General features: G+C 72.5%; 25 protein-coding genes. 10 read left to right on the forward strand and 15 right to left on the reverse strand.

Annotated features, from left to right (window positions below; all coding sequences use genetic code 11):
- Nucleotides 1-261 precede the first annotated feature (261 nt).
- The 8 genes from QUY26_RS12815 to QUY26_RS12845 form a co-directional block, all read right to left on the reverse strand.
- The gene (locus QUY26_RS12815; protein ID WP_289946125.1) at nucleotides 262-2,421 is read right to left on the reverse strand and encodes a glycosyltransferase; all 2,160 of its coding nucleotides are present in this window, start codon (nucleotides 2,419-2,421) and stop codon (nucleotides 262-264) included.
- A gap of 245 nt (nucleotides 2,422-2,666) precedes the next feature.
- On the reverse strand, nucleotides 2,667-4,370 hold the full coding sequence (locus tag QUY26_RS12820) for a dipeptide ABC transporter ATP-binding protein (RefSeq protein ID WP_289946126.1): 1,704 nt from the start codon (nucleotides 4,368-4,370) through the stop codon (nucleotides 2,667-2,669).
- Complete coding sequence (locus QUY26_RS12825) at nucleotides 4,367-5,401, reverse strand: ABC transporter permease (protein ID WP_436840503.1); 1,035 nt, start codon at nucleotides 5,399-5,401, stop codon at nucleotides 4,367-4,369. The genes QUY26_RS12820 and QUY26_RS12825 overlap by 4 nt, the downstream gene beginning before the upstream one ends.
- A 20-nt stretch (nucleotides 5,402-5,421) precedes the next feature.
- A complete protein-coding gene (locus QUY26_RS12830) occupies nucleotides 5,422-6,420 on the reverse strand; it encodes an ABC transporter permease (RefSeq protein WP_289946135.1) in 999 nt (332 codons plus the stop codon).
- Nucleotides 6,421-6,455: 35 nt separating this feature from the next.
- The gene (locus QUY26_RS12835) at nucleotides 6,456-8,183 is read right to left on the reverse strand and encodes an ABC transporter substrate-binding protein (RefSeq protein ID WP_289946137.1); all 1,728 of its coding nucleotides are present in this window, start codon (nucleotides 8,181-8,183) and stop codon (nucleotides 6,456-6,458) included.
- Nucleotides 8,184-8,385: 202 nt separating this feature from the next.
- A complete protein-coding gene (locus QUY26_RS40925) occupies nucleotides 8,386-8,478 on the reverse strand; it encodes an Ms4533A family Cys-rich leader peptide (RefSeq protein WP_335756093.1) in 93 nt (30 codons plus the stop codon).
- A gap of 78 nt (nucleotides 8,479-8,556) precedes the next feature.
- Nucleotides 8,557-10,050 (reverse strand): DUF3152 domain-containing protein, encoded by a 1,494-nt coding sequence (locus QUY26_RS12840; protein ID WP_289946140.1) that lies wholly within the window; start codon nucleotides 10,048-10,050, stop codon nucleotides 8,557-8,559.
- An 8-nt stretch (nucleotides 10,051-10,058) separates the two neighbouring features.
- Nucleotides 10,059-11,102 (reverse strand): alpha/beta fold hydrolase, encoded by a 1,044-nt coding sequence (locus tag QUY26_RS12845; RefSeq protein ID WP_289946143.1) that lies wholly within the window; start codon nucleotides 11,100-11,102, stop codon nucleotides 10,059-10,061.
- Nucleotides 11,103-11,341: 239 nt separating this feature from the next.
- Here QUY26_RS12845 and QUY26_RS12850 point away from each other — a divergent pair, with 239 nt between their 5' ends.
- From QUY26_RS12850 to QUY26_RS12865, 4 genes are all read left to right on the forward strand, one after another.
- Complete coding sequence (locus QUY26_RS12850; protein ID WP_289946145.1) at nucleotides 11,342-11,563, forward strand: hypothetical protein; 222 nt, start codon at nucleotides 11,342-11,344, stop codon at nucleotides 11,561-11,563.
- Between the two features lie 190 nt (nucleotides 11,564-11,753).
- Nucleotides 11,754-12,395, forward strand: a complete 642-nt coding sequence (locus tag QUY26_RS12855) for a TetR/AcrR family transcriptional regulator (protein WP_289946147.1) — start codon at nucleotides 11,754-11,756, stop codon at nucleotides 12,393-12,395.
- 146 nt (nucleotides 12,396-12,541) lie between these two features.
- The gene (locus QUY26_RS12860) at nucleotides 12,542-12,769 is read left to right on the forward strand and encodes a DUF3107 domain-containing protein (protein ID WP_030359794.1); all 228 of its coding nucleotides are present in this window, start codon (nucleotides 12,542-12,544) and stop codon (nucleotides 12,767-12,769) included.
- 268 nt (nucleotides 12,770-13,037) lie between these two features.
- Nucleotides 13,038-13,307, forward strand: a complete 270-nt coding sequence (locus QUY26_RS12865; protein WP_289946150.1) for a hypothetical protein — start codon at nucleotides 13,038-13,040, stop codon at nucleotides 13,305-13,307.
- Between the two features lie 133 nt (nucleotides 13,308-13,440).
- Here the strand turns inward: QUY26_RS12865 and QUY26_RS12870 are convergent, their stop codons facing one another.
- The gene (locus tag QUY26_RS12870; RefSeq protein ID WP_436840313.1) at nucleotides 13,441-14,202 is read right to left on the reverse strand and encodes a ferritin-like fold-containing protein; all 762 of its coding nucleotides are present in this window, start codon (nucleotides 14,200-14,202) and stop codon (nucleotides 13,441-13,443) included.
- Nucleotides 14,203-14,679: 477 nt separating this feature from the next.
- On the opposite strand from QUY26_RS12870, the gene QUY26_RS12875 reads away from it, so the two are divergent.
- Together QUY26_RS12875 and QUY26_RS12880 are read left to right on the forward strand one after the other, a co-directional pair.
- The gene (locus QUY26_RS12875; protein ID WP_436840314.1) at nucleotides 14,680-16,290 is read left to right on the forward strand and encodes a DEAD/DEAH box helicase; all 1,611 of its coding nucleotides are present in this window, start codon (nucleotides 14,680-14,682) and stop codon (nucleotides 16,288-16,290) included.
- Nucleotides 16,291-16,526: 236 nt separating this feature from the next.
- Entirely contained in the window at nucleotides 16,527-17,438 is a 912-nt protein-coding gene (locus QUY26_RS12880; protein ID WP_289946153.1) for an alpha/beta fold hydrolase, read from the forward strand.
- 19 nt (nucleotides 17,439-17,457) lie between these two features.
- Here the strand turns inward: QUY26_RS12880 and QUY26_RS12885 are convergent, their stop codons facing one another.
- Nucleotides 17,458-18,396, reverse strand: coding sequence for an NYN domain-containing protein (locus QUY26_RS12885; protein ID WP_289946156.1), 939 nt, complete (start codon nucleotides 18,394-18,396; stop codon nucleotides 17,458-17,460).
- Between the two features lie 215 nt (nucleotides 18,397-18,611).
- Between QUY26_RS12885 and QUY26_RS12890 the strand changes: the two genes are divergently transcribed.
- On the forward strand, nucleotides 18,612-18,764 hold the full coding sequence (locus QUY26_RS12890) for a hypothetical protein (RefSeq protein ID WP_204328007.1): 153 nt from the start codon (nucleotides 18,612-18,614) through the stop codon (nucleotides 18,762-18,764).
- Between the two features lie 102 nt (nucleotides 18,765-18,866).
- Here the strand turns inward: QUY26_RS12890 and QUY26_RS12895 are convergent, their stop codons facing one another.
- The 3 genes from QUY26_RS12895 to QUY26_RS12905 form a co-directional block, all read right to left on the reverse strand.
- A complete protein-coding gene (locus tag QUY26_RS12895; protein ID WP_289946161.1) occupies nucleotides 18,867-19,469 on the reverse strand; it encodes a MarC family protein in 603 nt (200 codons plus the stop codon).
- A 145-nt stretch (nucleotides 19,470-19,614) separates the two neighbouring features.
- Nucleotides 19,615-20,490, reverse strand: coding sequence for a PHP domain-containing protein (locus QUY26_RS12900; RefSeq protein ID WP_289946162.1), 876 nt, complete (start codon nucleotides 20,488-20,490; stop codon nucleotides 19,615-19,617).
- 435 nt (nucleotides 20,491-20,925) lie between these two features.
- Nucleotides 20,926-21,567 (reverse strand): DUF6758 family protein, encoded by a 642-nt coding sequence (locus tag QUY26_RS12905; protein WP_289946165.1) that lies wholly within the window; start codon nucleotides 21,565-21,567, stop codon nucleotides 20,926-20,928.
- A 198-nt stretch (nucleotides 21,568-21,765) separates the two neighbouring features.
- On the opposite strand from QUY26_RS12905, the gene QUY26_RS12910 reads away from it, so the two are divergent.
- Entirely contained in the window at nucleotides 21,766-23,016 is a 1,251-nt protein-coding gene (locus QUY26_RS12910) for an MFS transporter (RefSeq protein WP_289946167.1), read from the forward strand.
- 13 nt (nucleotides 23,017-23,029) lie between these two features.
- Here the strand turns inward: QUY26_RS12910 and QUY26_RS12915 are convergent, their stop codons facing one another.
- Nucleotides 23,030-23,614: a suppressor of fused domain protein gene (locus QUY26_RS12915; protein WP_289946168.1), complete on the reverse strand. Its 585-nt coding sequence runs from the start codon at nucleotides 23,612-23,614 to the stop codon at nucleotides 23,030-23,032.
- Between the two features lie 478 nt (nucleotides 23,615-24,092).
- Here QUY26_RS12915 and QUY26_RS12920 point away from each other — a divergent pair, with 478 nt between their 5' ends.
- Both QUY26_RS12920 and QUY26_RS12925 read left to right on the forward strand, forming a co-directional pair.
- Nucleotides 24,093-25,208: a magnesium and cobalt transport protein CorA gene (locus tag QUY26_RS12920; protein ID WP_289946170.1), complete on the forward strand. Its 1,116-nt coding sequence runs from the start codon at nucleotides 24,093-24,095 to the stop codon at nucleotides 25,206-25,208.
- A 108-nt stretch (nucleotides 25,209-25,316) separates the two neighbouring features.
- Entirely contained in the window at nucleotides 25,317-25,850 is a 534-nt protein-coding gene (locus tag QUY26_RS12925; RefSeq protein ID WP_289946172.1) for a hypothetical protein, read from the forward strand.
- 69 nt (nucleotides 25,851-25,919) lie between these two features.
- Here the strand turns inward: QUY26_RS12925 and QUY26_RS12930 are convergent, their stop codons facing one another.
- Nucleotides 25,920-26,699: a hypothetical protein gene (locus tag QUY26_RS12930; RefSeq protein WP_289955675.1), complete on the reverse strand. Its 780-nt coding sequence runs from the start codon at nucleotides 26,697-26,699 to the stop codon at nucleotides 25,920-25,922.
- Nucleotides 26,700-26,922: the final 223 nt, after the last annotated feature.

Here is a 26,922-nt window from a genome sequence, read left to right on the forward strand (position 1 = left end):
GAACCGGTACTCGACCCGGCGCGGAAGCCGGTACCTGGCCCAGCGCGGGAGCCGCTGCGGGATTCCGCAAGGGAGCCGCTGCGGGTTTCCACAGGGGAGTCGATCCCCCGCCCGAACCGGGCGTGTCCTCCCCGGCCCTCGCCGCCGCGCCCTCCCCCGCGCTCCTCTCCGCCCCGCCCGCAAGCTCCGCCGACCGCGCGTCCCAACCGCCCGCGCCACCGGGCGCTCGCGGCACGTCCACGGACCGTTCCGGCCACCCCGTCATGACAGCGCCTCCCTGAACCCGAGTCCCAATCCGGGCCGCCCGCCACCCTGTTGCCGGGGCGGGCGGGGTTGCCGCGCCGCGACCCAACTCGGCGCGGGCGCGGGGGCGGACGCGGGCACACCGGAGGCTCCGCCCGGCCAGGGCGCCCCGGGGGCATCGGCCGCCCCACCCGGCCCGCCCGCCCCAGCGCTCGCCGCGCCACCGACAGCCCACCGCCCGGGCACGTACGACTCGGCGGGGCGCGCGAACGGCACGGGCTCGCCCGCCTCGTTCACGGCCTCACGGCGGGCCGGGCAGTGCGAGACGATCTCCAGGTAAATGCCGTTAAATGCTGCGAGGTTCTGCTCGACGGTGAAGAGTTCCAGGGCCCGCGCCCGAGCCGCCGCCCCCAGGCGCGCACGGCGCTCGGGATCACGCAGGAGCGCCACGCACGCCTGCGCGAGCGCCCGCGGATTGCGCGGCGGCACCACGAGTCCCGTGCCGCCGATGACCTCGACCACGGCGCCGACGTCCGTCGAGACGGTCGCGCGCCCACAGAGCATTGCCTCGATCAGGCTGATCGGGAAGCCCTCGACGACGCTGGACAGGACGACCACGCCGCCCGCCGCGTACGCGTCCGGGAGGTCGGGCAGCTCCGGGCCGCCGATCTCCTCGAAGGACACGGGGTTGTCGCCGACCGCGTGCGCGCAGTCCGCCTCGTCGGGGAAGAGCTGCGCGGCGAGGGCGCGGCAGTGCGCGAGGTACGCGGCCGCCTCGGGGCCGTCCGCGAGGGCGCCGACTATGCGCAGGCGTGCCTTGGGCTCCTCCTTGCGGACCTCGGCGAAGGCGTGCAGGAGCGAGATCAGGTCCTTCGCGGGCTCGACGCGGCCGACCCAGAGCAGGGTCTCGGGCTCGCCCGGGTCCTCCCGCTCGCCGACCTCGCCGAAGCGGGCGGCGGGCAGCCCCGGGTAGACCGTGCGCAGCTTGGCCCGGTCCGCGCCGCACCGTTCCTGCCAGCGGCGGGCGTGCGCGTTGCCGGGGGTGATGAGGGCGGCCTGCCGGTACACCTCGGCGGCGAGGCGGCCGTGGAAGGAGGCGAGCAGGGCGCGGGCGGGCGCGGCGAGGCCGCCGTCACCGCCACGATGGCCGCTGCCGCCAGGCCCACCACCGGCACCGACCGGACCGCCCGCCGCACCACCGGCACCGACCCGACCAGCCACCGCACCACCGGCGCCAACCGCACCACCGGAACCGACCCGACCGCTGGCCGCACCACCGGCGCCGATCACGCCAGCCGCGCCGACCGCGCCCGCACCACCGGCACCGCCCCCTGCCCCACCAGCAGCCCCAACTCCGGCCCCGGCGCCCGCCCCCGTCAGATAGTGCGCCCGAAGCTGCACCCCGTACTCGGTGACAAGCAGCGGCACCCCCGCGAAGTGCTTGGCGAGCAGACCCGGCAGTGCGGCGCCGCCGCCCGCCGTGGCGTGGCAGACGTCGACCGCGCCGAGATCGGCGTCCCCGTACCAGTCGAGGGACAGCGGGCGCAGCAGGCGCTCCAGGCGGTCCGCGACGGCGAGGAGATCCGGTACGCGGGCGGCGCGCGCGGCACGCAACGCGCCCGGCGCGCGGCAGGCGCTCTCCAGGGCGCGCACGACAGCCTCGGAGCGCAGGGCCCCGCCCAGGCCTCCCTCGTCTCGGGCAAGATCGGCGAGCGCGTACAACGCACTGCCGAAACGGTCCGCCAACTGGCCGGAGCCGTCCCGCTCCCCCGGCCCGCCCCCGCTTCCCGGCTCCGCGCCGGCGCCCGCACCGGGCCCCGGACCAGCCCCCGCGCACATGACCCGCGCCAGCTCACCGAAGCTCTCGGCGAACCTCCGCCGCGCCCGCCACCCGAACCCGAACCCGGAACCGAACCCGGCCCCGAAGCCACCGCCCCCGGCGACCCCCGCCGCGCCCCCGGCCGCCGAGCCCCCCGCTCCCCACAGCGGAGCGGTCCGCACCCGCCGCACCTGCGGCGGCAGCGCCACGAATCCGCGCGCCTCCTGCCGCTCGCTGCGGCTCAGCGCGTACACGTCGAACTCATGCTGCCCGAGCCCGCGCACGAGCCGGTCGCACCAGAGCCTGGCCTCACCGTCCACATACGGATAACCACCCTCCGTAAGCAGTCCTATGCGCACGCGTGCACCCCCGATCTCCCATATGGGGAGCCGCCGTTGGGCCGGCGGCTCGCAGCGGGATGAACGTATGCGGACATGACGGTGGCGCGACGGACGGTTGTCCATCGCGCCACCAGAAGGGGTGAAGAGCCGTAACTTTCCCGCGCCGGTAGCGTTCCGTCGCGCTATAGCGGACGGACGGCGGGCTTATAGCGCAGCAAAAGCCGCAAGATGCCAGAATCCACCCGGCACGCACTCACGGAGCGTCACGCTGCGGCCAGCTCCTTGCCGGTGTCACCGCCGTCGCCACCCTCCGCGCCCTCCGCGCCCTCCGTACCCGCCGCGCGCGCCGCCCGTGCGGCCGCCGCCACGCTCCGACGCGCCGCCCGCCGCTCCTGCGCGGCCGCCGGGTCGAGCGCGGGCACGGCGGCGAGCAGCTGCCGGGTGTACGGGTCCTTGGGCGCGTCGTACACCTCGTCCACGGACCCGTACTCGACGATCCGGCCGCGCCGCATCACGGCGACCTTGTCGCTGACCTGACGTACCACCGCCAGATCGTGCGCGACGAAGACGAGGGCGAGCCCCAGCTCCCGCTGCAGTTCGGCGAGCAGCGCCGTGACCTGCGCCTGGGTGGTGACGTCCAGGGCGGAGACCGGTTCGTCGCAGACGATGAGGCGGGGCTCGGCGGCGAGCGCCCTCGCGATGCCGACGCGCTGGCGCTGGCCGCCGCTGAACTCGTGCGGGTAGCGGCCGTAGTGCGCGGGGTCGAGGCCGACCCGGGTCATCAGGTCGCGCACGCGGGCACGGATCGCGTCCTCGTCGCGGTCGCCCCGGGCCCGCAGCGGGTCCGCGATCGACTCGCCGACCGAGCGGCGCGGGTTGAGCGAGGAGACGGGGTCCTGGAACACCATCTGCACGCCGGGCACGACGCCCTTGGCCTGCTTCTGCGCACCCCCGTGGCGGAGTTGCCCGGCCGTCGGTTCCAGGAGGCCGACGAGCATCCTGCCGAGGGTCGTCTTGCCGCTGCCGCTCTCGCCGACGACGCCGAGCGTCTCGCCGCGCCGCACGCTGAGCGACACCCCGTCGACGGCCGCGAAGGCCCGCTTGCCGCGACCGAACTCCCGCCGCAGCCCCTCGGCCTCGACCACCACGTCGCCCAGGTCACCGGCGCGCCCCTCGCGGGCGGCGTCCACCCGGGGCACGGCGCTCAGGAGCTGCCGGGTGTAGGCCTGCCGCGGCGCCGAGAGGACATCGGCGACGCGCCCGCTCTCGACGACGCGCCCGTGCCGCATGACGAGCACGTCGTCGATGCTCTCGGCCGCGACGCCCACGTCGTGCGTGACCAGGAGCAGCCCCATGCCGGTCTCCTCGCGCAGCCCGTGCAGCAGGTCGAGGATCTGCGCCTGCACGGTCACGTCGAGGGCGGTCGTGGGCTCGTCGGCGATGAGCAGCTGCGGCTCGCAGGCGAGCGCCATGGCGATCAGGGCGCGCTGCCGCATGCCGCCGCTGAACTCGTGCGGGCGCGACCGGGCGCGCCGCGCCGCGTCGGGGATCCCCACGCGGTCGAGGACCTCGACGGCCCGGGCCCGGGCGGCGCGCCGGGAGGCCCTGGAGTGGGTCCGGTACACCTCGGCGATCTGGTCGCCCACCGCGTAGTACGGATCGAGCGAGGACAGCGGGTCCTGGAAGACCATCGCGGCGACCGGGCCGCGCAGCCCGCGCAGTTCGGTGTCCGTGGCCGCGCCGACGTCGGTGCCGCCGACGCGCACGGAGCCCGTCACGCGGGCGCCCGTGTCCCGGTGGAGCCCGAGCAGCGCGGACGCGACGGTCGACTTGCCGGAGCCGGACTCGCCGACGAGGCCGAGTGCCCCGCCGCGCTCCAGCGTGAAGGAGACCGAGTCCACGGCCCGCACGGAGTCGAACTCGACGCTCAGGTCGTCCACGTGGACGAGACTCTGCTCGGGGCTCATGACAGCACCACCCGTCGGTCGGCCACCGCGTACAGGACGTCCGCGACGGCGTTGGCGAGGACCACGAAGAAGCCGGTGACCATGACCATGCCGACGACCACCGGCAGGTCGACGACCCGGACCGCGTGCACGAGTTCGCGTCCGAGCCCGGGCAGGCCGAACAGCGTCTCGGTGAGCAGCGCGCCGCCGAACATCGAACCGAAGTCGTTGGCGGTGAGGGCGATCACGGGGGCGAGCGCGCCGCGCAGGGCGTGCCGCCCGACGATGGACCGCTCCTTGACGCCGTACGCGCGGAAGGTGCGCACATGGTCCTCGGCGAGCGTCTCCAGCATCGAGGCGCGGGTGAGCCGGGCGTACTTGGCGGCCTCGATGAGCGCGAGCGACACCCAGGGAAGGAGCAGGTTCCACGCCCACTGCTGCGGGTCGTCCGTGAACGGCACGTACTGCGGGAACGGCAGCCACTGCAGCTGGCCGCAGACCAGGATCATCAGGAGCAGGCCGATCACGAACACGGGCGTGGCCGTGCCCGCGAGGGTGACGGCGGTCAGGACGCGCTCCGTGAGCCGGCCGCGCCGCCAGGCGGAGAGCACGCCGGTGCCGACACCGAGGATCAGCCACAGCACCATCGCGCCGAGCGCGAGGGATCCGGTGACGGGCACCTTGCTCAGGATCAGCTCGGTGACCTGCTGGTCGGTCTGGTACGAGAGGCCGAGGCAGGGCGCGTCGCAGTGCAGCACGCCGGTGCCGGTGGAGTAGTCGTGGCCGGCGAAGACGCCGCTCAGGAAGTCCAGGTAGCGCGTGTAGATCGGGTCGTCGAGCTTCAGCTGCTCGGACACCTGCTGCACCTGGGCGGGCGAGCAGCGCGGGCCGCAGGTGATCTGGGCGACGTCGCCGGGCGCCACGTAGAAGACGGCGTAGATGACGACGGACAGCACGAAGAGGGTGACGAGGGCGCCGAGGGCCCGGCGCAGGACGAACCCGGTGAAGCCGCCGCCGAGCAGACCGCCGAACCCACGGGCCCTGGTGGCCACGGAAGCGGACAAGGTCGCGGTCACGACGCGTCCTCCCGCTTCCGGCCGGTGCCGATCCGCAGCCGCGATGCCGCCCGCGGGTCGAGGGCCGTGCGCACTCCGTCGCCGAGGACGGTCAGCGCGAGCACGGTCACGAACAGCGCGGCGGCGGGCAGCAGCAGGTACTGCGGGGCCGCCTGGTACCAGACGTCGGCCGAGGTCAGCATCTGTCCCCAGGAGGCGGTGGGCGGCTTGACGCCGACGCCGAGGAAGGACAGGGCCGCCTCGACGGTGATGTTCGTGGGGACGAGCAGCGCGGCGTACGTGATGACGGGCGCGGCGAGCGCGGGCAGCAGCTCGCGGCGGGCGATCCGGGCGCCGCTCCAGCCGCTGAGCCGGGCCGCCGCCACGTGGTCGAGGGACTTCAGCGAGATGGTCTTGGCCCGCACGACCTTCGCGATCCCGCCCCAGCCCACGAACCCGATGACCAGCGCGACGAGCACCGGCCGCGGGAAGCCGCTCGGCACGACGGCGAGCAGCGCGAGCGCGAGGACCATCAGGGGCAGCGCCACCATGACGTCGGTGGCGCGGCTGAGCGTCTGGTCGAGCCAGCGCCCGCCGAGGCCGCTGGCGAGCCCGACGGCGATGCCGATGGCGACCTGGAGGACCGTGGCGACGACGGCGACGCCGAGGGACACCCGGGCGCCGTACACGAGCCGGGCGAACAGGTCGCGGCCGGTCTGCGGTTCGACGCCGAGCCAGTGGTCGGCGCTGATGCCGCCGAACGAGCCGACGGGCACGCCGCCGCGCGCGGAGTCGACGAGACCGGGGTGGTACGAGGTGGGGTCCTGGCCCTCCAGGGCGGTGAGCAGGGGCGCGGCGAGCGCGACCAGGACGAGCAGCGCGACGGCGGCCGCCGCGACGAGGGCGGCGCGCTGCGTGCGCAGCCGCCGCCAGAACTGACGGGCTCCGGAGGCGGGGACGGGCGCCGTGGTGGCACCCGCCCCCGGGGTCTCCGAGGCCAACAGGGCCTCACTCATGACAGATCGACCTGAATCCGTGCTTCGGTGCCGTGCTACTTGACCGCGACCTGGGAGACGTCGAGGACGCCCGTCCAGTCACTGATCACGACGTTCTTGACGTCCTTGCCGTACAGGCGCTTGTAGACGGGGTGGAACAGCGGCACGTTCAGGGCCTTGGCGCCGATCTTCTTGTCGAGGGCGCCCCAGCGCTTCGCGGCGGCGGCGTGGTCGGTCAGCTTGTTGATCTCGTCGATCTCCTTGTTGACCGACTTGTCGTCCAGGAAGCTGGAGTTGAAGTTGTAGCCGTCCTCGACGATCTGGCGGCCGTCGAAGATCGGGGCGAGGAAGGGGCCGCCGGAGGGCCAGTCGGCACCCCAGTGGGCGAGGAACAGGCCGGGCTCGTCCTTGGCGTCGTGGACCTTGTCCTCGTAGTCGTTGTCCTCCAGGCCCTGGAGCTTGACGGTGATGCCGGCCTTCTTCAGGGCGTCCTGGATCGCGGTCGCGATCTCCGGGCTGGTCTCGAAGTTCTTGTCGTTGGAGTGCGTGAGCGTGATGGTCAGGCCGTCCTTGTGGCCGGCCGCCTTCAGGAGCTCCTTGGCCTTCTCCGCGTTGCCGGACGCGCCTGCCGGGAAGTGGTCGAACTTCGTGTATCCGAAGGACTCCTGGTTCGGCAGGAAGGTGGTGGCGGGCTCGGCGAGCGAGGAGCCGCCGGCGGCGTTGATGACCGAGGTGCGGTCGACGGCGTAGGCGATGGCCTGGCGGACCTTGGGGTCGTCGAACGGCTTCACCTTCGGGTTGAAGGCGAGGTAGTTGGTGTAGCCGAAGTGGCCGGTGCCGACCTGCGCGGCGAGCTTCTTGTCGCCGGTGACCTTGGCGAGCTCGGCGGGTCCGAGGTTGGTGTCGGTGGTGATCGCGGCGGCGTCGGCGCCCTGGCTCGCGGAGAGCCGCTGGTTGATGACGGAGGAGTTGAGGCCGGAGCGCACGTCGATCTTGTCGGGGTAGGCCTTGCGCTCGGCGTCGGTCTTCGCCGACCAGTGCGGGTTGCGCTCCAGCTGGAGCCGCTCGCCGTCGCCGCTGTTCTTGACGACCTTGTAGGGGCCGGTGGAGACCGGGTGCTCCTCGTACTCGGTGCCCTTGTCCTTGGCCTTCGGCACGGGCGCGAACGACGTCTGCGTGGCCACGTAGTCGAAGTCGCCGACGGGCTTGTTGAGGCGGAAGACGATCGTCTGGTCGTCCGGCGTCTCGACGGAGTCGAGGCCCTTCTTGTCCTTGTAGGGGCCCTGGTACTTGTCGCCGCCGATGAGCCAGTCCCGCAGGAAGGGCGCGCCGCCGGACAGTTCGGCGGCGAAGGAGCGCTCGATGCCGTACTTGATGTCCTTGGTGGTGACCGGCGTGCCGTCCTCGAACTTCACGCCCTTCTTGATCTTGTACGTCCACACCGTGGCGTTCTTGCTCGGCTTGCCGAGGCTCTCGGCGAGGTCGGGGACGACCTTGGTGCCCTCGGCGCCGTCCTCGCGGTTGCGGGTGGTCAGGGTGCGGAAGACGAGGCTCGGTACGTTGCCGCCGCCGGAGGTGTACAGGCGCGCCGGGTCGAAGTCGCTCTGCGGGTTGCTGTTGAGGACGGTGAGCGTGCCGCCCCGCTGCGGCTTGCCGCCGCCGCCCGCCTCGTTCTTGTCCTCCGGGCCCGCGCAGGCCGCGGCGCCCACGGAGAGCACGACCAGGCTGGCGGATGCCACGGCCACCCGGCGGGATATGACGGACTTCTGACGACGCAGACGCATCGGAGTGCCTCTCGGAAAGCGAAAGAGAAAGATTCAAGGATTCGCGAGAGCCCACCCAGGGCGACGCACGCCGAGCGCGGCTTCGGGCCTGCCGAGGACCGCCGTGCGCACCGACCGTAGACGGTTGGGGCACACGGCAGGGGAAAAGGCGGCGGAGCCGGGAAAAACGAAGCAGAAGCGACGCACTCGCCGGGGGCGGGCGTCAGCGACAGTGAATGTCGGCCACGCAGAGCGCGGTCACGCCGAACAGCGCCAGCTCAAGGGCGGCGCTCACGGAGGCGTGACGGATCGACATGCGGAGAAATATGGACGACGTCGCGCGGAAAGTCAACGCGATGCCCGGTTCGTCCCCCGTCCCGGTGCCGGGGCCGGCTCAACTCTCCGGGAACGCCCAGGGGTTGGCCTTGCAGCGGATTCCGTCGTGGTCGAGGAACTTGGTCTGCTGCTGCATGACCGGCGCCAGTTCGCCGTCGCGGCGGCAGTCGACGTGGCCGTAGCCGAGCCGGTGGCCGACCTCGTGGTTGATGAGCATCTGCCGGTACGGGTGGATGCGGTCGCCGTAGGTCTTGGCGCCGCGGGCCCACCGATAGGCGTTGATCATGACGCGCTCGGTGGCCGCGGAATCGCAGGACACATTCTGCTGCAGCGTGTCGAGTCCGGATTTGGCGCACCATTTCGCGGTGGTCACAGGGCTGGCCAGCGTGATGACGAAGTCGGGTTTCCCGGAGGAGATCCGCTCGAAGGTGCGGCCGCCGCCGTGCGCCCAACTCCGCTTGTCGTTCAGGGTCTTCTGCACGGCCTGCGCGAACAGGGCGCCGTCCAGGCCCATGCCCTTCTCGACGTCGACGCGGTAGCGGAATTTCCGTCCCTTGCCCGGTGCCTTGTCGAATCCGCGGATGGCGTCGAATTCCCCGGACGCGGCGAGTTTCGCGTCCAGCGGGTATTTCTTGCCCATTTTCTCCTCGTACGTCGCCGGACGGGGCTGCGTGTCCTTGGACGGCGTGGGCCGGTTGTCCGAGCGGGACGCCGGGTCGCGCCCTTCACGGCTGTCGGCGCCCTTGTCCGCGCCCTGGGCGGGCTGGCTGTCGTCGCTGCCGCCGTCGGCGACCTGACCGGCCACGATGACGGCGAGGACGGTGGTGACGGCCGCGGCGGCGATGCCGGTGACGGTGCGGGCGCGGTTCTTCTCGCGGCCCTTGCCGGTACGGGCGTCGGGCTCGCCGTCGTCGTCGCCGTACGGGTCGGCGTCGGTGCCGCCGCCGTCACCGTCGTCGAAGCCGTCGGACTCCCAGACCGTCACGGACTCGTACGGGTCGCGGGGCGGGGTGCGCCGCGGCGGCACCGCGCGGGCGGTGAAGAGGTCCGGGTCGTCGAGGTCATCGACGGCGCCGTGCGCGCCGGTGTCGTCGAAGGCGTCCATGTAGTCGCGCCGGGGCCCGGGCGTGCGCGCGCCCGGCGGCACGACGCCGTACCCGGCCCCCACCCGGGGCCCGGCGCCCGTGCCCGCGACCTCGCCCCAGCCGCCCCCGGCCTCCCGCTGCTCGGGGTGCCCGCCACGCACGTGCGGGACGCCGCCGGGAGGGGTCTGGCGGGGGACGCCGCGCGGGGGCGTGTGCTGCGGGAATCCGTGGGCCGGGGTGTGCGCCGGGTCGCCGTAGGGCGGTGTGGGCAGCGGGATGCCGTGCGCGGGCGTGCCCTCGGGGGCCGTACCGCGTCTGCGGCGGCCGGAGCCGCCGCCCTGCGCGGGGGCGGCCGGAGCCGACGGGGGCGTCCGGTTCGGCTGGGGCCCGGGGGTGGTACCCCCTATGCCGGAGGTGCTCGTGGTGTCCGAAGAGGCGGCCGGGCCGCGGCGGCTATGACGTCCCACGCGGCGCCTCAGCTCCTCGAACCCGAATCGCGATGGTCACTCACACGGCCACCATCGCGCACACCAGGCGCCTCGCTCAACTCATCCGGACCGGCCAACTCCCCGGTATCGGCCAGAAGTTCACGAATCGCGGCGGCCACGGTCTCCGGATACTCCATCATCGCCACGTGCCCCGCGTCCGGCAGCGTGAGCAGCCGGGAGTCGCGGAAGGCGGCCGCCGCCTTGCGCGCCACGCGGTACGACACGAGCAGGTCCCGGCCGCCGTAGACGAGCAGGGTCGGCGCGAGCACCCGCTCGGCCTGCCGCCACAGGCCGTGCTGGCCGCCGAGGGTGTAGGCGTTCACGATGCCGCGGGCCGACCGCGCCATCGCGTCCCAGAAGTACGGCAGGGCGAGGCGCCGCTCCATCTCGCGCACGGCCGCCCGGAATCCCTCGGGCGTGACCCGCCCCGGGTCGCCGTAACAGAGCCCGAGCACCCCGCGCACCCGCTGCTCGGCCGTCCAGTCCTTGGTGAGGCGCGTGAACAGGCCCGCGACACCGGGCACGGCGAGCAGGCCCGTCGGCATCGCCGTGCGCTGCACCCGCAGCTCCGGCAGCGCGGGCGAGATCAGCGTGAGCGTGCGCACCAGGTCCGGCCGGACCGCGGCGACGCGCGTCGACACGGCGCCGCCCAGGGAATTGGCCACCAGGTGGACGGGGCCGCGCCCGGCGGCGTCCAGATGGCGGATGACCGCGCGGGCGTGCCCGGTGACCGAGTAGTCGCCGTCGTCCGGCGGCGGCGAGTCCCCGAAGCCGGGCAGGTCGAGGGCCTCGCAGTCCACGACGTCCTCGAGCAGCGGCATCAGCGCCGACCAGTTCTGCGAGGACCCGCCGAGCCCGTGCACGTACAGCGCGGGCGGCAGTCCGGGGCGCACCGACGGGCGCGAGCGCACGTTCAGAGTGAGCCCGGGCAGGGCGACCGAGGAGAGCCGCTCGCCCTCGGCGACGGCGACGGCGCCCGGCTTGGGGGCGGCGACAGCGGCCAGCACGGGCGGCAACTCGGTCGAAGACATGCGGGCAATGTTACGAGACGATCACGCGTGGGATCGCGTGTTCGGCATCACAGGTCCCGTACGGATCGCGTAGCGGCCCGTGGGGGTCTTACCTAGGCTCAGGGGGAAGCAGCGGGAAGCAGCGTGAAGCACAGGGAACCAGCGGGAAGCAGACAAAGAGGCTCGCGAGGCATGACAGCGAGCCCCAGGGATACAGAGTCACCGCGAAGCCCCCCAGGGAAGAGAGCCGAGGAGTCCACATGAGCGTCGACCCCAGCGACCCCGACACCTTCACAGCCGAGGAGCCCGCGGCCGAGGAGAGCAGCCCGGAGACCCCGGAGGCCGACTCCGCCGAGCAGCACACCGACCTCACCCCCGAGCGGGACGACTCCCTCCGGGACGTCGACACGGACGCGGCCAATGAGGCCGACGTGGCCGAACAGGCGCGCGTGGTGTCCCTCGACGAGGACGACTACCGCTGATCCGCGTGGTCCGCGGCGGCCGACAAACACACAGCTGCCCGTGTTTGCCCTGCTACGCACAGGTGCGCGGAGCTGTTGAGGGCATCCAGTCCGTGAAATTCTGCGCTCGCACCGCGCACATCACAGTTACCGAAAAGTACGATGGCGTCGCGGCGCACACCGCAGCACAAGGACGAATTTGGGAGGCGGCGTGACAGCCATCGAGCAGACCGAGGCGGCGCGCCCGCGGGGCACACGCCTGCCGCGCCGTGCCCGACGCAACCAGCTCCTGGGCGCGGCCCAGGAGGTCTTCGTGGCCCAGGGGTACCACGCGGCGGCCATGGACGACATCGCCGAGCGGGCAGGCGTCAGCAAGCCGGTGCTCTACCAGCACTTCCCCGGCAAGCTCGACCTCTATCTGGCCCTGCTCGACCAGCACTGCGAGAACCTGCTGCAGGCGGTGCGCACGGCGCTCGCGTCGACGACGGACAACAAGCAGCGCGTCGGCGCGACGATGGACGCCTACTTCGGGTACGTCGAGGACGACGGCGGCGCGTTCCGCCTGGTCTTCGAGTCGGACCTGACGAACGAGCCCGCGGTCCGCGAGCGCGTGGACAAGGTGACCCTGGAGTGCGCGGAGGCGATCTGCGAGGTCATCGCGGAGGACACCGGCCTCTCCAAGGCCGAGTCGATGCTCCTGGCCTCGGGGCTCGGCGGCCTCTCCCAGGTCGTCGCGCGCTACTGGCTGCACAGCGACGGGGGCGTCCCGCGCGAGAAGGCCGTGCAGCTGCTCACCTCGCTGGCCTGGCGCGGCATCGCGGGCTTCCCGCTGCACGGCGCCGAGGGTCACTGACCGCGCGTCTGTTCCCGTCCCCCGCGGTCGCTGTGTTCGCTCCTGGCGTGCACGGCCGGAACCGATCCTGTCCCCTCTCCGGGCTAATCTGTGCTGGGTACGGCGCGGGCGACCGCGCACATCACTGACCGTCGGAGGGACAAAGCGTGGAGGTCAAGATCGGCGTGCAGCACGCGCCTCGCGAGATCGTTCTGGAGAGCGGTCAGAGCGTCGAGGAGGTCGAGAGCGCGGTGGCCGACGCCCTGTCGGGCAAGGCCCAGCTGCTGACTCTGGCGGACGACAAGGGCCGCAAGGTCCTGGTGCCTGCCGACCGCCTCGCGTACGTGGAGATCGGCGAGCCGACCGTGCGCAAGGTGGGCTTCGGGGCCCTGTAGGGCCGCACGCAGGACGACGGAAGGGCCCGGAGGCGATCGCCTCCGGGCCCTTCCGTCATGTGCGCCGACTCCGCCGTGCGCGTCGTGCCTCGCCGTCTCCACCGTGCGCGTCGAGCCCGTCGTCGACGTCGACTCCGTGGCGGATGCGCCCAGTTCACCGCCGCATCGCACTCCGGTGCGCGGTGGGTATGGAGGGTTGCGTTCCGGCAGCCGGGGGTAAGACCGGCTACGACCGTTTTGCACCTGACCACAAGGGAGGGAACACACCGTGATCCTCGAAGCGCTCGGCTCCGCACTGATCGGCCTGGCCCTCGCCTGGGCGACGGCCCGCCGCCTGCCGCACCGGCTGCCCGCACGGGCCCTGGTGCTCGCGACCGGCGTGGGCGGAGCGCTGATCGGCGCGTTCATCACGCACATGGCCCTCGGCCCCGGGAGCAGCCCCGCGACCCTGGTCGGAGCCCTGGCCGTGTCGGCCGCGCTCCTGTCCCTGCTGCTGCGCCCCACCCGCCGCCTGCACCGCCGCCAGGCCCCTGCCTGACGGCGGAGCGGAGCCACCGGCCACGCCCCGGGAGCCGGCGGGCAGCAGCCGCGAGCCGGACGTCAGGGACGCGAGCCGAAGAGGCCGGGACCCACGGAGCAGGAGGGTCAGGCGGCGAGGCTGAGCAGGAGGGTCAGGCGGCGAGACCCAGTGCCGCCATCCGCTTCGTGTGCGCCTCGGTGATCCGCGAGAACATCCGGCCGACCTCCGCCAGGTCGAACCCGTCCGCGACCCCGCCGACCAGCATCGTCGACAGGGCGTCCCGGTCCGCGACGACCCGCTGCGACTGCGAGAGCGCCTCGCCCATCAGCCGCCGCGCCCACAGCGCGAGCCGCCCGCCGACGCGCGGGTCGGCGTCGATCGCGGCCCGCACCTTCTCCACGGCGAAGCTGGCGTGGCCGGTGTCGTCGAGGACGCCGAGCACCAGGCTGCGGGTGTCGCCGTCGAGGCGCGCCGCCACCTCGCGGTAGAAGTCACTGGCGATGGAGTCGCCGACGTACGCCTTGACCAGGCCTTCGAGCCAGTCCGACGGCGCCGTCTGGCGGTGGAAGCCGTCGAGCGCCTCGACGAAGGGCTCCATCGCCGCCGTCGGCTCCTCGCCGACCGCCGCGAGCCGGTCCCGCAGCCGCTCGAAGTGGTGGAACTCGGCCGACGCCATCTTCGCCAGCTCCGCCTTGTCGCCGAGGGTCGGCGCCAGCTTCGCGTCCTCCGCGAGCCGCTCGAACGCCGCGAGCTCGCCGTAGGCGAGCGCGCCGAGCAGGTCCACGACGGCGGCGCGGTACTGCGGGTCGGCGGAGGCTGTCTTCCAGTCCTGGGCGGCGACCCCGGTGGGGGCGGCGGATCCCTTGTCCTCGTTGTCTTCGGGGGGCTGCGCGGCGGTGTCAGGCGTCTCCATGAAGCGCACAATAGCCCGCCCACCGGATGGCGTAAGGGCCTGGTCAACCACTGTGACGACAGCAACGTGAGGAATTCGCCGGACACGCATGCGAGATTCCGGGGTACAGTGGTAATGCGCCCGCCGAATAATTCGACGGGCCGCATGAATGAGGATGCCCGGTCGGTGGCCCGATCGGCTCCGACCAGACAGCCCTCCAGGGCGTACGCACCGTGCGTACGGCAAGCGGAGGGACCCCCTCAGCGGTGTGAGCGCTCGAGCGTCGGCAGTGGTCCCGTACCATCCGGCTCGCCCGGCTCGTTCCAGCAGGCGGCCGGCAGTCCCCGGCACGGTCACGACCCCCAGCGTTCGCCTCGCGCCGCGTCTCACAGAAGAGGCACTGCCCTGACTACGACTTTCCGAGAGCTCGGGATCCTTCCCGAGACGGCCGAGGCCCTCGAAGCCGTCGGCATCATCAACCCCTTCCCCATCCAGGAGATGACGCTCCCCGTTGCCCTTTCCGGCACCGACGTCATCGGCCAGGCCAAGACCGGCACCGGCAAGACGCTGGGCTTCGGCCTGCCGCTCCTCGAGCGTGTGACCGTCCCCGCGGACGTCGAGGCCGGGCGCGCGACGCCCGAGCAGCTGACGGAGGCCCCGCAGGCCCTCGTCGTCGTCCCCACCCGCGAGCTGTGCCAGCAGGTCACCAACGACCTGCTGACCGCCGGCAAGGCGCGCAACGTCCGCGTCCTCGCCATATACGGCGGCCGTGCCTACGAACCGCAGGTCGAGGCCCTGAAGAAGGGCATCGACGTCGTCGTCGGCACCCCCGGCCGCCTGCTCGACCTCGCCGGACAGCGCAAGCTGAACCTGAAGCACGTCAAGTGCCTCGTCCTCGACGAGGCCGACGAGATGCTCGACCTGGGCTTCCTGCCCGACGTCGAGAAGATCATCAACATGCTTCCGGCGAAGCGTCAGACGATGCTCTTCTCCGCGACGATGCCGGGCGCCGTCATCGGCCTCGCCCGCCGCTACATGTTGCAGCCCACGCACATCCGCGCCACCGCGCCGGACGACGAGGGCGCGACCGTCGCCAACACCACGCAGTTCGTGTACCGCGCGCACTCCATGGACAAGCCGGAGATGGTCTCCCGCATCCTGCAGGCCGACGGCCGCGGGCTCGCGATGATCTTCTGCCGTACGAAGCGGACGGCCGCGGACATCGCCGAGCAGCTGGAGCGGCGCGGCTTCGCCTCCGGCGCGGTCCACGGCGACCTCGGCCAGGGCGCCCGCGAGCAGGCGCTGCGCGCGTTCCGCAACGGCAAGGTCGACGTTCTGGTGTGCACCGACGTCGCCGCCCGCGGCATCGACGTCGAGGGCGTCACGCACGTCATCAACTACCAGTCGCCCGAGGACGAGAAGACCTACCTCCACCGGATCGGCCGCACCGGCCGCGCCGGTGCCTCCGGCACGGCGATCACCCTCGTCGACTGGGACGACATCCCGCGCTGGCAGCTCATCAACAAGGCGCTCGACCTGGGCTTCAACGACCCGGTCGAGACGTACTCCAGCTCTCCGCACCTGTACGAGGAGCTGCACATCCCCGTCGGCACGAAGGGCGTCCTTCCGCGTGCCGAGCGCACCCGTGCCGGGCTCGACGCCGAGGAGATCGAGGACCTCGGTGAGACCGGGGCCCGTGGCGGGGGCTCGCGCGGCTCCCGCGGTGGCCCGCGCCGCGGTGAGCGTGCCGCCGGCCACCCGCAGGCCGAGGAGGCCGAGCGTCCCGCTCGTACGCCGCGCCGTCGTCGCCGCACCCGTGCGGGCGCGCCCCTCGACGCCGAGGCCACGCCGTCGGCGGCGCCGTCGGAGAAGCCTGCGGCTGCGTCGACCGTGACCGAGGAAGCCGCGCCGCGTACGCCGCGACGGCGGCGCCGGACGCGTGCGGGGGCGGACTCCGCGGCGTCCGCGACGGCCACGGCGTCCGCGTCGGCCCCGTCGGCAGCCTCAGCTCCGACCGCTGCTGCCGCGCCCGCCGCTGCCGCGGAGGAGGCGCCGGCCAAGCCGCGTCGCCGCCGCACCCGCAAGTCGGCTGAGGCCGCGGACAGCTAGTCCACGGGGTGGCCCCCGGCGGCCACCCACCACCGCGCCCGGGGGCCACCCGCCCCCCGGGCGCGGCCGTGTCTCACCTGGCGGCCCAGGTGCCCACAGCGGGGGAAGGGCGCGTCCCAGGCCCTGGCCCCTCGGCCCCCGGCACCGAGGCACCGAGGCACCGAGGCACCGAGGCACCGAGGCACCGAGGCAAGGGCGCCCCCGCCCAAGGTCCAGGGGCCAGTAGCCTCTGGGGCATGAGTAGGCCCCCCACCTTCACCCCGCCCGAAGGCACCCTCGCGTACCCCCTCCGGACGGAGCGCGGCGAGTTCGCCGTGCTCGACACCCGCCCGACCGGCCGGGTCAAGGGCACCGCCCTGCTCCTGCCGGGGTACACGGGGAGCAAGGAGGACTTCATCGCCCTGCTCCAGCCCCTCGCCGAGGCCGGCTACCGCACGGTCGCCGTCGACGGCCGAGGCCAGTACGAGTCCCCGGGCCCGGACGACGAATCCGCTTACGCCCAGGCCGAGTTGGCGCAGGACGTCCTGGCCCAGGCGGCAGCCGTCCGCACCGCGGACGAGGGCCCGGCCCACCTGATGGGCCACTCCCTGGGCGGCCTGGTGGCCCGCGCCGCCGTCCTTCTCGCGCCCCCGGGCACCTTCGCCTCACTCACCCTCGTCGCATCGGGACCGGCCCGCATCTCCCCGTCCCAGCGCACCCGCGCCACGCTCCTCACGGACGCCGTCGCGGCGCACCCGATGGACGTGGTGTGGGACGCGATCCAGGCCCTGGACCCGGTGGAGGACGTGGCCGTGGGCGCGGACGGCGGCGGCGCCGACGCGGCGGCGCTGCGCGCCCGTTGGCTGCGCAACAACCCGGCCCAGCTCATCGCCACCGGCAGGCAGCTGTGCGCCGAACCCGACCGTGTCGACGACCTCGCCGCCGTACCGCTGCCCAAGCACGTGATGTCCGGCGAGAGCGACGACACCTGGCCCGTGCCGCTCCTCGACGAGATGGCGAGGCGGCTGCGCGCCCACCGCACCGTGGTCACCGGCGCGAACCACTCCCCCAACACCGACCGACCGGCGGCGACGGCGGCAGCCCTGGCCGCCTTCTGGGACCGGACAGCCGACCAGGCCCCCGGCCACACCGCCGAAAGCCCGCGCTAGCCCAGCACCACTTCCGCGGTCAGTAGCACTTCTGCAAGTGGTCCCAGAAGCCGTCCCGCAGCACCCGCCGCAGGTCGGACTGGCCGCGCAGCGAGTAGTCGAGCAGCCGCTCCGCCTCGACGAGGAGTTCCTGGTCGACGGACCCGGGCAGGTAGGGGTGCCCCGGCAGCAGGCCCACCAGTGCCTCGCGACCGCGGGCCGAGAGCCACCGCGCGGAGATCTGGGCGCCGACGAAGCGCACGTCGTCCCGCGAGGGCCGGGGCGCGGCCTGCGGGCCCTCGTACGGGACGGCGGGGCGGCGGGTCACGAACGGCTTGAAGAAGTCCGCGTCGAAGGTGCGTTGACTGTCGACCTCCCACAGCAGGGGCTCCGCCTGGTTGCGGCCGTCGGGCGCGTCGATGCCCCACAGGTGCACGCGGGCGCCGTACCCCTGCGCCGCCTCGACCGCCGAAACGAGGTCCTCGTCGCCGCCGATGAGCGCCGCGTCGCTGATGGCGCGGTGCCGCGCCAGGGACTCCAGGTCGCTGCGGATCAGCGAGTCGACGCCCTTCTGCTGGTTGTTGGCGTTGAGGTTGCCGAGGCGCACCTTGACGTCGGGGAGCTCGGCGATCGACTGCTGCTCGGAGGTGTGGATGCGGCGTCTCGCGCCGTCGTACCAGTACACCCGCAGCAGCCTGCTGTCAGCGAAGATCGTGCGCGCCTTGTCGATCAGCGCGTCGATGAGCGCCTCCGCGTCGAGCTCGAAGGCCCGTCGGTCCTCGGTGCCCGCGGCGAGCCGTCCGGCGGCGGCGTACAGATAACCGGCGTCGACGAAGATCGCGTGCGTGGACGGGGTCTTCGCGACCTCGGCGAGCATGCGCTCCAGAAGGCCGTTGGTGCGTTCGAGCCTGAGGGTGATCTCGCCGATCTCACGGGCCGCGCTCTCGCCGAACTCGTCAATGGTCTCGTCCATGTCCATACGGAACGCATTGTTTCGTCCGTCACTCGGCAGGCACAACCGGTAGCTGTCACTCAGCGAACACAACCAGCCGCGATACAGTGACGAAACACGGCGTTCATTAGCCTCGCGAAAATTTTCCTTAGCGTAGGGAATGTTTGAGGGAGTCAAGCCGTTGCAGCCTACGTAGCCAGCAGTTCTCCTTCAGGAGGATCACCAGACGAAGGGAGAAGCCCATGCGCTTCGAAATCATGCGACTCGACGACGTCGACGGCACCGCCGTGGACACGACCGTCGTGGACGCCGCCTCCGTCAACCGGATCGTGCAGCAAGCCGCAGCCATAGGGCAGCGCCTCTACATCCGTCCGGCCGACACCTCGGCCTCGTAACGGCGCCGAACGGCCTCATCACACACTTCAGAGCCCTGTACGACACCGGTGCGTCCGGTGCCGCACAGGGCTCTGTGCGTACGTGGCGGTCACCCGCACGGCTCAACCGCCGCGGATCACCTGCGTGACGCCGTTGATGATCTGCTGCACGGCGATCGCGGACAGCATCATCCCGGCGAGCCGCGTCACCAGGACCACGCCGCCGTCCTTGATGACGCGGATGATCAGCAGCGAGAAGCGCATCGCCACGAACAGCACCACGTGGATGGCCAGAATCGCCGCCCACACGGAGACCTGCTCCATGCCGTCGGCGTGCTGCACGGCCAGGATCACCTGCACGATCGCGCCGGGCCCCGCGAGCAGCGGCATGCCGAGCGGCACCAGGGCGACGTTGACGTCCTTGGTCTGCTGCGGCTCGTCGGTCTTGCCGGTGAGCAGGTCGAGCGCGACCAGGAGCAGCAGCAGACCGCCCGCGATCATCAGCGCCTGGGTGGAGACGTGCAGATAGTCGAGGATCTGCTGGCCGACGACGCCGAAGACGGCGATGACCCCGAAGGCCACGCACACGGCCTGGAAGGCCATCTTCTTCTGGACCTTGGCGGGTCGGCCGGAGGTCAGCGCGAGGAAGATCGGCGTGACCCCAGGGGGGTCCATGATGACAAAAAGGGTGAGAAAGAGGGATCCGAAGACGGCGGCGTCGAACACAGTGATGGCCTTGCAGAAGAGGGTCGTACAGAACAGCGGGCGGTGGCCCGGGGACGCGTACCCGCGGACGACGGCAGCGCGCGCCGCGGACGGTGGTGGTGGAGCGATACGGGGACGGTGAGGCGCGCGGCGCGGGCGTGGCGCGTTACGCCGACGGGCCTCCGCCCGCGCCCGGCACCGGGAACGCTCCCGTGGCCCGGCGCGTGATCTCGCCGTAGATCTCGGGGTCGGTGGTGTACTCCCCGAGCACGCATGTCTTGCGTGTGCCGTGGTAGTCGCTCGACCCGGTGACGAGCAGGCCCAGGTCGGCGGCGAGGCCGCGCAGCCTGGGGCCGGATTCGGGCGCGTACGCCAGTTGTTCCGGGTGGTCGACCTCGATGCCGTCGAGGCCGGCCGCGGCGAGTTCGGCGATCGCCGACTCGGGCACCACCTTGCCGCGCTGGGCGGCGGCGGGGTGCGCGAAGACGGTGACGCCGCCCGCGGCCTTCACCAGGCGTATCGCGTCGAAGGGGTCCAGCTCGTGCTTCTCGGCGTAGGCGCGGCCGCCGTCGGCGAGCCAGTCGGGCGTGAAGGCGGCCGAGACGTCCGGTACGACGCCCAGCTCGACCAGGGCCTCCGCGACGTGCGGGCGGCCGACGGAGCCGTCGCCCGCGATGCGCGCGACCTGTTCCCAGGTGACGGGGACGCCGAGCTCCTGGAGTTTGCCGACCATCGCCTTGGCGCGCGGCACGCGGTCGTCGCGCACGAGCTCGCGTTCGCGGGCCAGGTCCGGCTCCTCGGGGTCGAAGAGGTACGCCAGCATGTGCATCCCCACGCCGTCCAGGCGGCACGACAGCTCGGCGCCCGTGACGAGGGTGAGGCCGGGCGGCAGCGCGGCGATCGCCTCGGCGTGGCCGCGGGTGGAGTCGTGGTCGGTCAGCGCGACGACGTCGAGCCCGGCGGCGGCCGCGTTGCGGACCAGTTCGGCGGGGGTGTCCGTGCCGTCGGATGCGGTGGAGTGGGTGTGCAGGTCAATTCGCACGCAGGGCTCCACGCTTTTCGGGACGGACGGGGGGACGCCCCAGTCTAACGTTCCGACGCCCTGGGCCCCGCCCCCGCCGATCGACGCTCCGCGCCTCGTCCTCGATCGCCGGACGGGCTCTCTCTCACCCACCCGCTCCAACCCGCCCCAACCAGAGCACCAGCCCGGCACCATCAGCCCTGCGGCACCTGTCGCAGCCCGCGATACCGATTCCCAGCCCCGCGGGTACCTCTCCCAGCCCCGCGGTACCTTTCCAGCCCGCCCCGGCGAAGTTCTCAGCCCGTCCGGCGTTTGAGGACGAGGCGCGAAGCGCCGATTCGAGGGGCCCCCGGCCCAGGGCAACGGGACACCCGCCCCCGGGGCCCAGGGGTGAAGCCCCGGTTTCGGGAAAGGGGCGGGACCGGGGCGCCCCGGTCCGAAGGACAGCGCACCGCCCTACGGCATCAGCAGCCGCGGCGAAAGCGCCCCGCACGGCAGGAGATCGACCTCGGCCCCGGCGTCCCGCAGGTCCGTGAGGACGAGCTCGTCGTACATGAGGAGCCCGGACTGCTCGGGCCAGGCGATGGCCCAGAGCCAGAGCCCCCGCGCCTCCCCCGCGAACACGGCCCGGTCATCGGGCGCCCCCGGCACGTGCCACATGGCCGTGGGCCGCCCGGCGGCGAGCACCTTGGCCTGGGCGGGCTTGCCGACGCTCATGGAGGGCCCGGGGTCCGGCCCGTCGATGCCCGCGTACCGCGCCCCCAGACCGACCCCCAACTCCTCGGCGACGAGCACGAGTTCACCGACACCACCGAGCGGCGCGGGCCCGGAGCAGGCGACGGCGGTGGCCCGGCCGCCGCTGCGGTCGTCCCCCGCGCAGGTCACGCCGGTGAAGAGCCACCCGACGGGCAGCGGCCACGGCATCCACACGGGCACGTGCGCCCGGCGCACCACGACCTGGAGGGCCTCGACGCTGGGCGGGATCACGGGCTGCAGCGGGTGCACCGTGCCGTGCACACCGCACTGCCAGGAGTCGGCAAAGAGGCCGGGAGCCCTGACCCGGCCACCACACTTCGGGCAACTGGGTTCGCCCCTCATAGCGCCCAACAGTCCTCCCCAGGCGGCGCCCCGTCAAGGACGATCACCCGTCCGGAGGCCGCCTCCACGACACTCCCCGCTACTTTCCCGGGCCCGCCACCAGACAAAACTAGATGTAGCTTGCATTAGTTAGCTCGGCTAACTTATTGTGTGTATACGTCAACGATCTACGTCCGGAAGCACGCGAAGGAGCTGCGGATGACCACCCCCACCGACGGAGCACACGAGGACCCCTTCGACGCCGGGGCCGGCGGCCTGCTGCGGCAGCCGAAGGCGGTGTGGGCCACGGCGGGCGCGTCGGTCGTGGCGTTCATGGGCATCGGCCTCGTCGACCCGATCCTGCCGTCCATCGCCCAGGGCCTCGACGCCACGCCCAGCCAGGTCTCGCTCCTGTTCACCTCGTACTTCCTGATCACCGCCGTCGCGATGCTGGTGACCGGCTTCGTCTCCAGCCGCATCGGCGGCAAGAAGACCCTGCTCGCCGGGCTCGCCCTGGTCGTGGTGTTCGCCGGACTGGCGGGCACGTCGGGGTCGGTCGGCGAACTCGTCGGGTTCCGGGCGGGCTGGGGCCTCGGCAACGCGCTGTTCGTGTCCACCGCGCTCGCGGTCATCGTGGGCGCCGCCGCCGGGGGCAGCGCGGCGGCGATCCTGCTGTACGAGTCCGCGCTCGGCCTCGGCATGGCGTGCGGGCCGCTCCTCGGCGCCCTGCTCGGCGACGCCAGCTGGCGCTACCCCTTCTTCGGCACCGCGGCCCTGATGGCCGTCGGCTTCCTCTGCATCACGGCGTTCCTGAAGGAGCAGCCGAAGCCCGCGCGCAAGACCTCGCTGCTCGACCCGCTCAAGGCGCTCGGCCACGGCGGCCTGGCCTCGGCGGCCGCGTCCGCGTTCTTCTACAACTACACGTTCTTCACGGTCCTGGCGTTCACGCCGTTCGTCCTGAACATGACCCCGTACAAGTCGGGTGCGGTGTTCTTCGCGTGGGGCGTACTGCTCGCGGTGTTCTCGGTGCTCGTCGCGCCCCGGCTCCAGGCGCGGTTCGGCTCCCTGAAGGTGCTCGGCGGTTCCCTGGTGCTGCTCGCCGCGGACGTCCTCGTGCTCGGGTACGGCAGCCACACCGCCGCCGTCGTCTGCACGATCCTGTCCGGCGCCTTCATCGGCGTGAACAACACCGTCTACACGGAGCTGGCCCTCGGCGTCTCCGACGCGCCGCGGCCCGTGGCCAGCGCCGGCTACAACTTCGTACGCTGGTTCGCCGCCGCCGCGGCCCCCTACTTCGCGCCGAAGATCGAGGAGTGGAGCGACATCCACGTCCCGTTCGTGGTCGCGGCCGTCACGGCGGTGCTCGGCGCGGGCGTCGTCCTGGTCCGCCGGAGCGCGCTCACGCACGAGGCGGAGGAGCTGGAGGCCCGGCACGCCACGGAGGACGGCGTGACCGTGTTCGCCCGTTGAGGCCGGCGGACGGTCAGTCCAGGGCCACGGACCTGCGCAGCGGATCGCGCAGGTCCGTGCCGCCGGTCAGCCAGCGCTCCTGGAGAGCCCCCGCGCCGTGCACCCGCTTCCACGCCGCCTCGTTGGGCGTCATCGGAAGGAGCGGCAGGAACCGGACGGGGTCCATGAGCGCGTCCAGGTCCAGGTCCTCGACGAGGCCGCCCGGCTCGGCGACGAGCACCGAGGTGAACGGGGCGCCCGGCCACAGCGGCTCACCCACGTCGAGCGAGGCCCCCGGCGCGACCACGAGTCCTTCCACCTGCGGCGAAGCGGCGAGCACGGCCAGCGGGCGCAGCACCTTGTCGGTGTCGACGAGGCCGCCGCGCACGGAGAGGACCAACTCCGCGCGCGGGCCCTTGACCGGGTCGGCGAGCACGGCCGTGGGGTCGGTCATCGGGTGGGCGGACATGCCGAGCGTGGCGTACCGCACGACGTCCCCGTCCGTGAAGCGCAACACTTCGATGCGGTCCGTGCCCAGGAACGTCACCGCCGCGCGTGCGTCCGGTTCCCCCAGGCCACTTCGCATCCGGGCCTCGACCAGCGCAAGAACATCAGCCATGACGCGAGCATAGAACTCGTCAGTGATGGGTAAAGGTGGGGGTTCGGCTGCTGGTCGGCTGATACTGTTGGCCGCTGGCCCGGGCAGCACGCAGAAGCGTCGCCTTCAAGCCCGGACGCAGGAGACGGCGCCTCGCGCGCCAGGGACCTCCCCTACGGGGGACCGGCCGGAGGAGGTGGGGCTGCAGTGGATCGAAGTCGACCGTGCAGTACCACTCGCTCTTCCGCCCGCTGAACGTCCCGCAGCAGCGTCGCTGCGGCCGCGCGCACGGCCTCCCCGGACGATCCGTCCGCATCCGGCCTGTGCCGCGCACGACGGAAGAGCACCGCGTTTCACCTGATCTGCATCAGTAGCGTTGCTGCCACCGCGACCGTGCGGTGCTCCCCGCTTTGAGGACGTGCCAGAACCGCAGCAGGACGTCCCCATTCCGGGCAGTTCCACCCGTCGCCGGCGGCCCTTTCGTCGAAGGAGCCTGCCCATGTCGATGATCCGTGACCTGCGTGACGCCGTGCGCCCGTCCCAGCGCAAGGACAGCACCTCCTACAGCTCGTACGACACCACCCGCGACCCCAGCGCCGTCTCCGCCGTCGTCGACTGCGCCGTCTACCGCGACGGCCGCCGCGTCGCCTGCGACGACACCCTCACGCCGCACGAGGCGATGCTCCAGGTGCGCCGCGACGGCGGCTTCGCCTGGATCGGCCTGCACGAGCCGACGGAGGCCGAGTTCGCCGGGATCGCCGCCGAGTTCGGGCTGCACCCGCTGGCCGTGGAGGACGCCGTCCACGCCCACCAGCGGCCCAAGCTGGAGCGCTACGACGACACGCTCTTCACGGTCTTCAAGACCATCCACTACGTGGAGCACGCCGAACTCACCGCCACCAGCGAGGTCGTCGAGACCGGCGAGGTCATGTGCTTCACCGGCCGGGACTTCTTCATCACCGTCCGCCACGGCGGCCACGGCTCGCTGCGCGCCCTGCGCCGCCGCCTCCAGGACGAGCCCGAACTGCTCGCCAAGGGCCCCTCGTCGGTCCTGCACACCATCGCCGACCACGTCGTCGACGGCTATCTCGCGGTCGCCGACGCCATGCAGGTCGACATCGACGACGTCGAGAACGAGGTGTTCGCGGCCACCGGCAAGGGCGTCTCGCGCGGTGTCGACGCCGGGCGGATCTACCAGCTCAAGCGCGAGGTCCTGGAGTTCAAGCGCGCGGTGTCGCCGCTGCTGCGCCCCATGCAGCTCCTCAGCGAGCGGCCCATGCGGCTCGTCGACCCCGACATCCAGAAGTACTTCCGCGACGTCGCCGACCACCTCGCGCGCGTCCAGGAGCAGGTCCTCGGCTTCGACGAGCTCCTCAACTCCATCCTTCAGGCCAACCTCGCCCAGGCCGCCGTCGCGCAGAACGAGGACATGCGCAAGATCACGTCCTGGGCGGCCATCATCGCCGTACCGACGGCCGTGTGCGGCGTCTACGGCATGAACTTCGACCACATGCCGGAGCTGCACTGGCGGTTCGGCTACCCGATGGTCCTCGGCCTGATCGCCACCGTCTGCTACACGATCCACCGCACCCTCAAGCGCAACGGCTGGCTGTGAGCCTCGGGCGCCGCGTCGCGCTGCGCGCCCGGCGCTCGTCCGCAACCGCCGCACAGGCCTCGAAAAGCCCCTCCGGCGCCTCAGAGCCAGGTCGTTAAGCTGTTCCGCATGACTGCTGACGCCCTGTTCGACCGCGCCCTCGTCGAGGAGGCCACGAAGAAGTCGGGGCTGATCTGGGTGCGCGGTGCCGCGCCCGACGGCCCCGTCCGGGCCCTGTGGCACGTGTGGGTCGACGGCGCGGCTCACCTCGTCGGGGACGGCCCCGGCGAGCAGCCGCTGCCGGACCTCGTCGACGGGGCGGGCGCCGAAGTGACCGTGCGCAGCAAGGACAAGGGCGGCCGCGTGATCGCCTGGAGCGCGACGGTGGCGGAGCTCGCGCCGCGCTCCGAGGCCTGGGAGGCGGCCGTCGCCGAACTCAAGGGCAAGCGCTTGAACGCCCCCGACGGGGAGCAGATGGTGGAGCGCTGGGCCGCGGAGTGCCGGGTGCTGCGGCTGACGCCGGGCGCGGCGAGCACGGACCTGCCGGACGGCTCCCTCGCGGCGGCCCCGCTGCCGACGGACGCGACGACCCGCAAGCCCGTCCCCGCGGCGCTGCCGAAGCTGCTCCTCGGCCGCAGGAAGAAGCAGAAGAAGCAGCGGTGAGGAGGTCGGCCCGCGCCGCCTGGGAAGCGGTGAGGAAGGCGGCCCGCGCCGCCTGAGCACCGCGTCCCCTCACTGCGTGGGCAGTTGCTTGCCGTAGTCCACCGTCTCGTCCTTGCCGGGCTCCTCCAGGACGAACTCCTTGCCCCACTCGACGAACCGCAGCGTGCCCGCGCCGCCCGCGCGCTGGAGCCGCAGCGGATACGGCTTGCCCTCCAGGGACACGTCCAGCGTGCCGCCCGCGCCCTCGTCCCCGGCGATCTTGATGACGCGCCGCGTGCCCGAGTCGGACCGCTCCCCCTTCGACAGCTTCCCGTGCAGCGCGAGCGTGCCGTCGAGCATCAGGTCCTTGTCGGTGAAGCCGCTCAGCTGCTGGTACGAGGGGTCGCCCGCGGGCACCTTCACGAACTTGCCGTTGAGCTTCGCCGCCGCCGACCGGTCGCCCGCCGAGCCGCCCGCCTTCCCCTCGGCGCCCCCGGTCTCGTCCTGGTGCTTCCAGAAGCCCGAGTCGGCCTTCAGATACAGGTGCTCGCCGACCCGGAGCAGCTGAAACGTCCCGCCCTTGAACGTCACCGAGCCCTCGCCGCCCGAGGCCTTGAGGCGCATGTCGAGCTTGTACGTCTGGCCCTTGCTGACGATGGTGCCGGACAGGCGGACCGCGTCGGCGCCCTTGGCCGCCTCCCGCGTCTTGCTCTGGATCTTCGCCGCGGACAGCTTGCCCACGCCGTTGGTGCCCGCGTCGGGGTCCTCGCCGCCGCCTCCGCAGCCGGTCAGCCCGGCACAGCCCGCCACGAGCGCCGCGCATACCACGGTCACCCGCGCCGGCCTTCGGGTTCGGCGGGCCTGTCGCATCGCAGTCACAGGTGGCGCTGCCTCTCGTGCGGACGTCCTCTACGGCGGTGGTCGTAACGCGCGGCTACGGCCTGGCGTACCGCAGCGTACCGGTGTGCCGGGCGTGTCTTTGAGCCCGTCCGTACGGACCTCTCACCAGGCCGGATGCGGCTCGCAGGGGCTAGCCTGGGGCGCGTACGAAAGATCGTACAAATGCACCTGAAAGCGACATGAATCGATACGA

Source organism: Streptomyces flavofungini (assembly GCF_030388665.1).
GTDB classification, from domain to species: domain Bacteria; phylum Actinomycetota; class Actinomycetes; order Streptomycetales; family Streptomycetaceae; genus Streptomyces; species Streptomyces flavofungini_A.

Excerpts from the sequence above, each read along its gene's own strand:
- QUY26_RS12880 (WP_289946153.1), top strand. The coding sequence starts at position 16,527 with ATGAGTAGGCCCCCCACCTTCACCCCGCCCGAAGGCACCCTCGCGTAC.
- QUY26_RS12915 (WP_289946168.1), bottom strand. The coding sequence starts at position 23,614 with ATGGCTGATGTTCTTGCGCTGGTCGAGGCCCGGATGCGAAGTGGCCTG.
- QUY26_RS12920 (WP_289946170.1), top strand. The coding sequence starts at position 24,093 with ATGTCGATGATCCGTGACCTGCGTGACGCCGTGCGCCCGTCCCAGCGC.
- QUY26_RS12925 (WP_289946172.1), top strand. The coding sequence starts at position 25,317 with ATGACTGCTGACGCCCTGTTCGACCGCGCCCTCGTCGAGGAGGCCACG.
- QUY26_RS40925 (WP_335756093.1), bottom strand. The coding sequence starts at position 8,478 with ATGTCGATCCGTCACGCCTCCGTGAGCGCCGCCCTTGAGCTGGCGCTG.
- QUY26_RS12870 (WP_436840313.1), bottom strand. The coding sequence starts at position 14,202 with ATGGAGACGCCTGACACCGCCGCGCAGCCCCCCGAAGACAACGAGGAC.
- QUY26_RS12885 (WP_289946156.1), bottom strand. The coding sequence starts at position 18,396 with ATGGACATGGACGAGACCATTGACGAGTTCGGCGAGAGCGCGGCCCGT.
- QUY26_RS12930 (WP_289955675.1), bottom strand. The coding sequence starts at position 26,699 with ATGCGACAGGCCCGCCGAACCCGAAGGCCGGCGCGGGTGACCGTGGTA.
- QUY26_RS12875 (WP_436840314.1), top strand. The coding sequence starts at position 14,680 with ATGACGCTCCCCGTTGCCCTTTCCGGCACCGACGTCATCGGCCAGGCC.
- QUY26_RS12850 (WP_289946145.1), top strand. The coding sequence starts at position 11,342 with ATGAGCGTCGACCCCAGCGACCCCGACACCTTCACAGCCGAGGAGCCC.
- QUY26_RS12905 (WP_289946165.1), bottom strand. The coding sequence starts at position 21,567 with ATGAGGGGCGAACCCAGTTGCCCGAAGTGTGGTGGCCGGGTCAGGGCT.
- QUY26_RS12830 (WP_289946135.1), bottom strand. The coding sequence starts at position 6,420 with ATGAGTGAGGCCCTGTTGGCCTCGGAGACCCCGGGGGCGGGTGCCACC.
- QUY26_RS12890 (WP_204328007.1), top strand. The coding sequence starts at position 18,612 with ATGCGCTTCGAAATCATGCGACTCGACGACGTCGACGGCACCGCCGTG.
- QUY26_RS12820 (WP_289946126.1), bottom strand. The coding sequence starts at position 4,370 with ATGAGCCCCGAGCAGAGTCTCGTCCACGTGGACGACCTGAGCGTCGAG.
- QUY26_RS12910 (WP_289946167.1), top strand. The coding sequence starts at position 21,766 with ATGACCACCCCCACCGACGGAGCACACGAGGACCCCTTCGACGCCGGG.
- QUY26_RS12835 (WP_289946137.1), bottom strand. The coding sequence starts at position 8,183 with ATGCGTCTGCGTCGTCAGAAGTCCGTCATATCCCGCCGGGTGGCCGTG.
- QUY26_RS12845 (WP_289946143.1), bottom strand. The coding sequence starts at position 11,102 with ATGTCTTCGACCGAGTTGCCGCCCGTGCTGGCCGCTGTCGCCGCCCCC.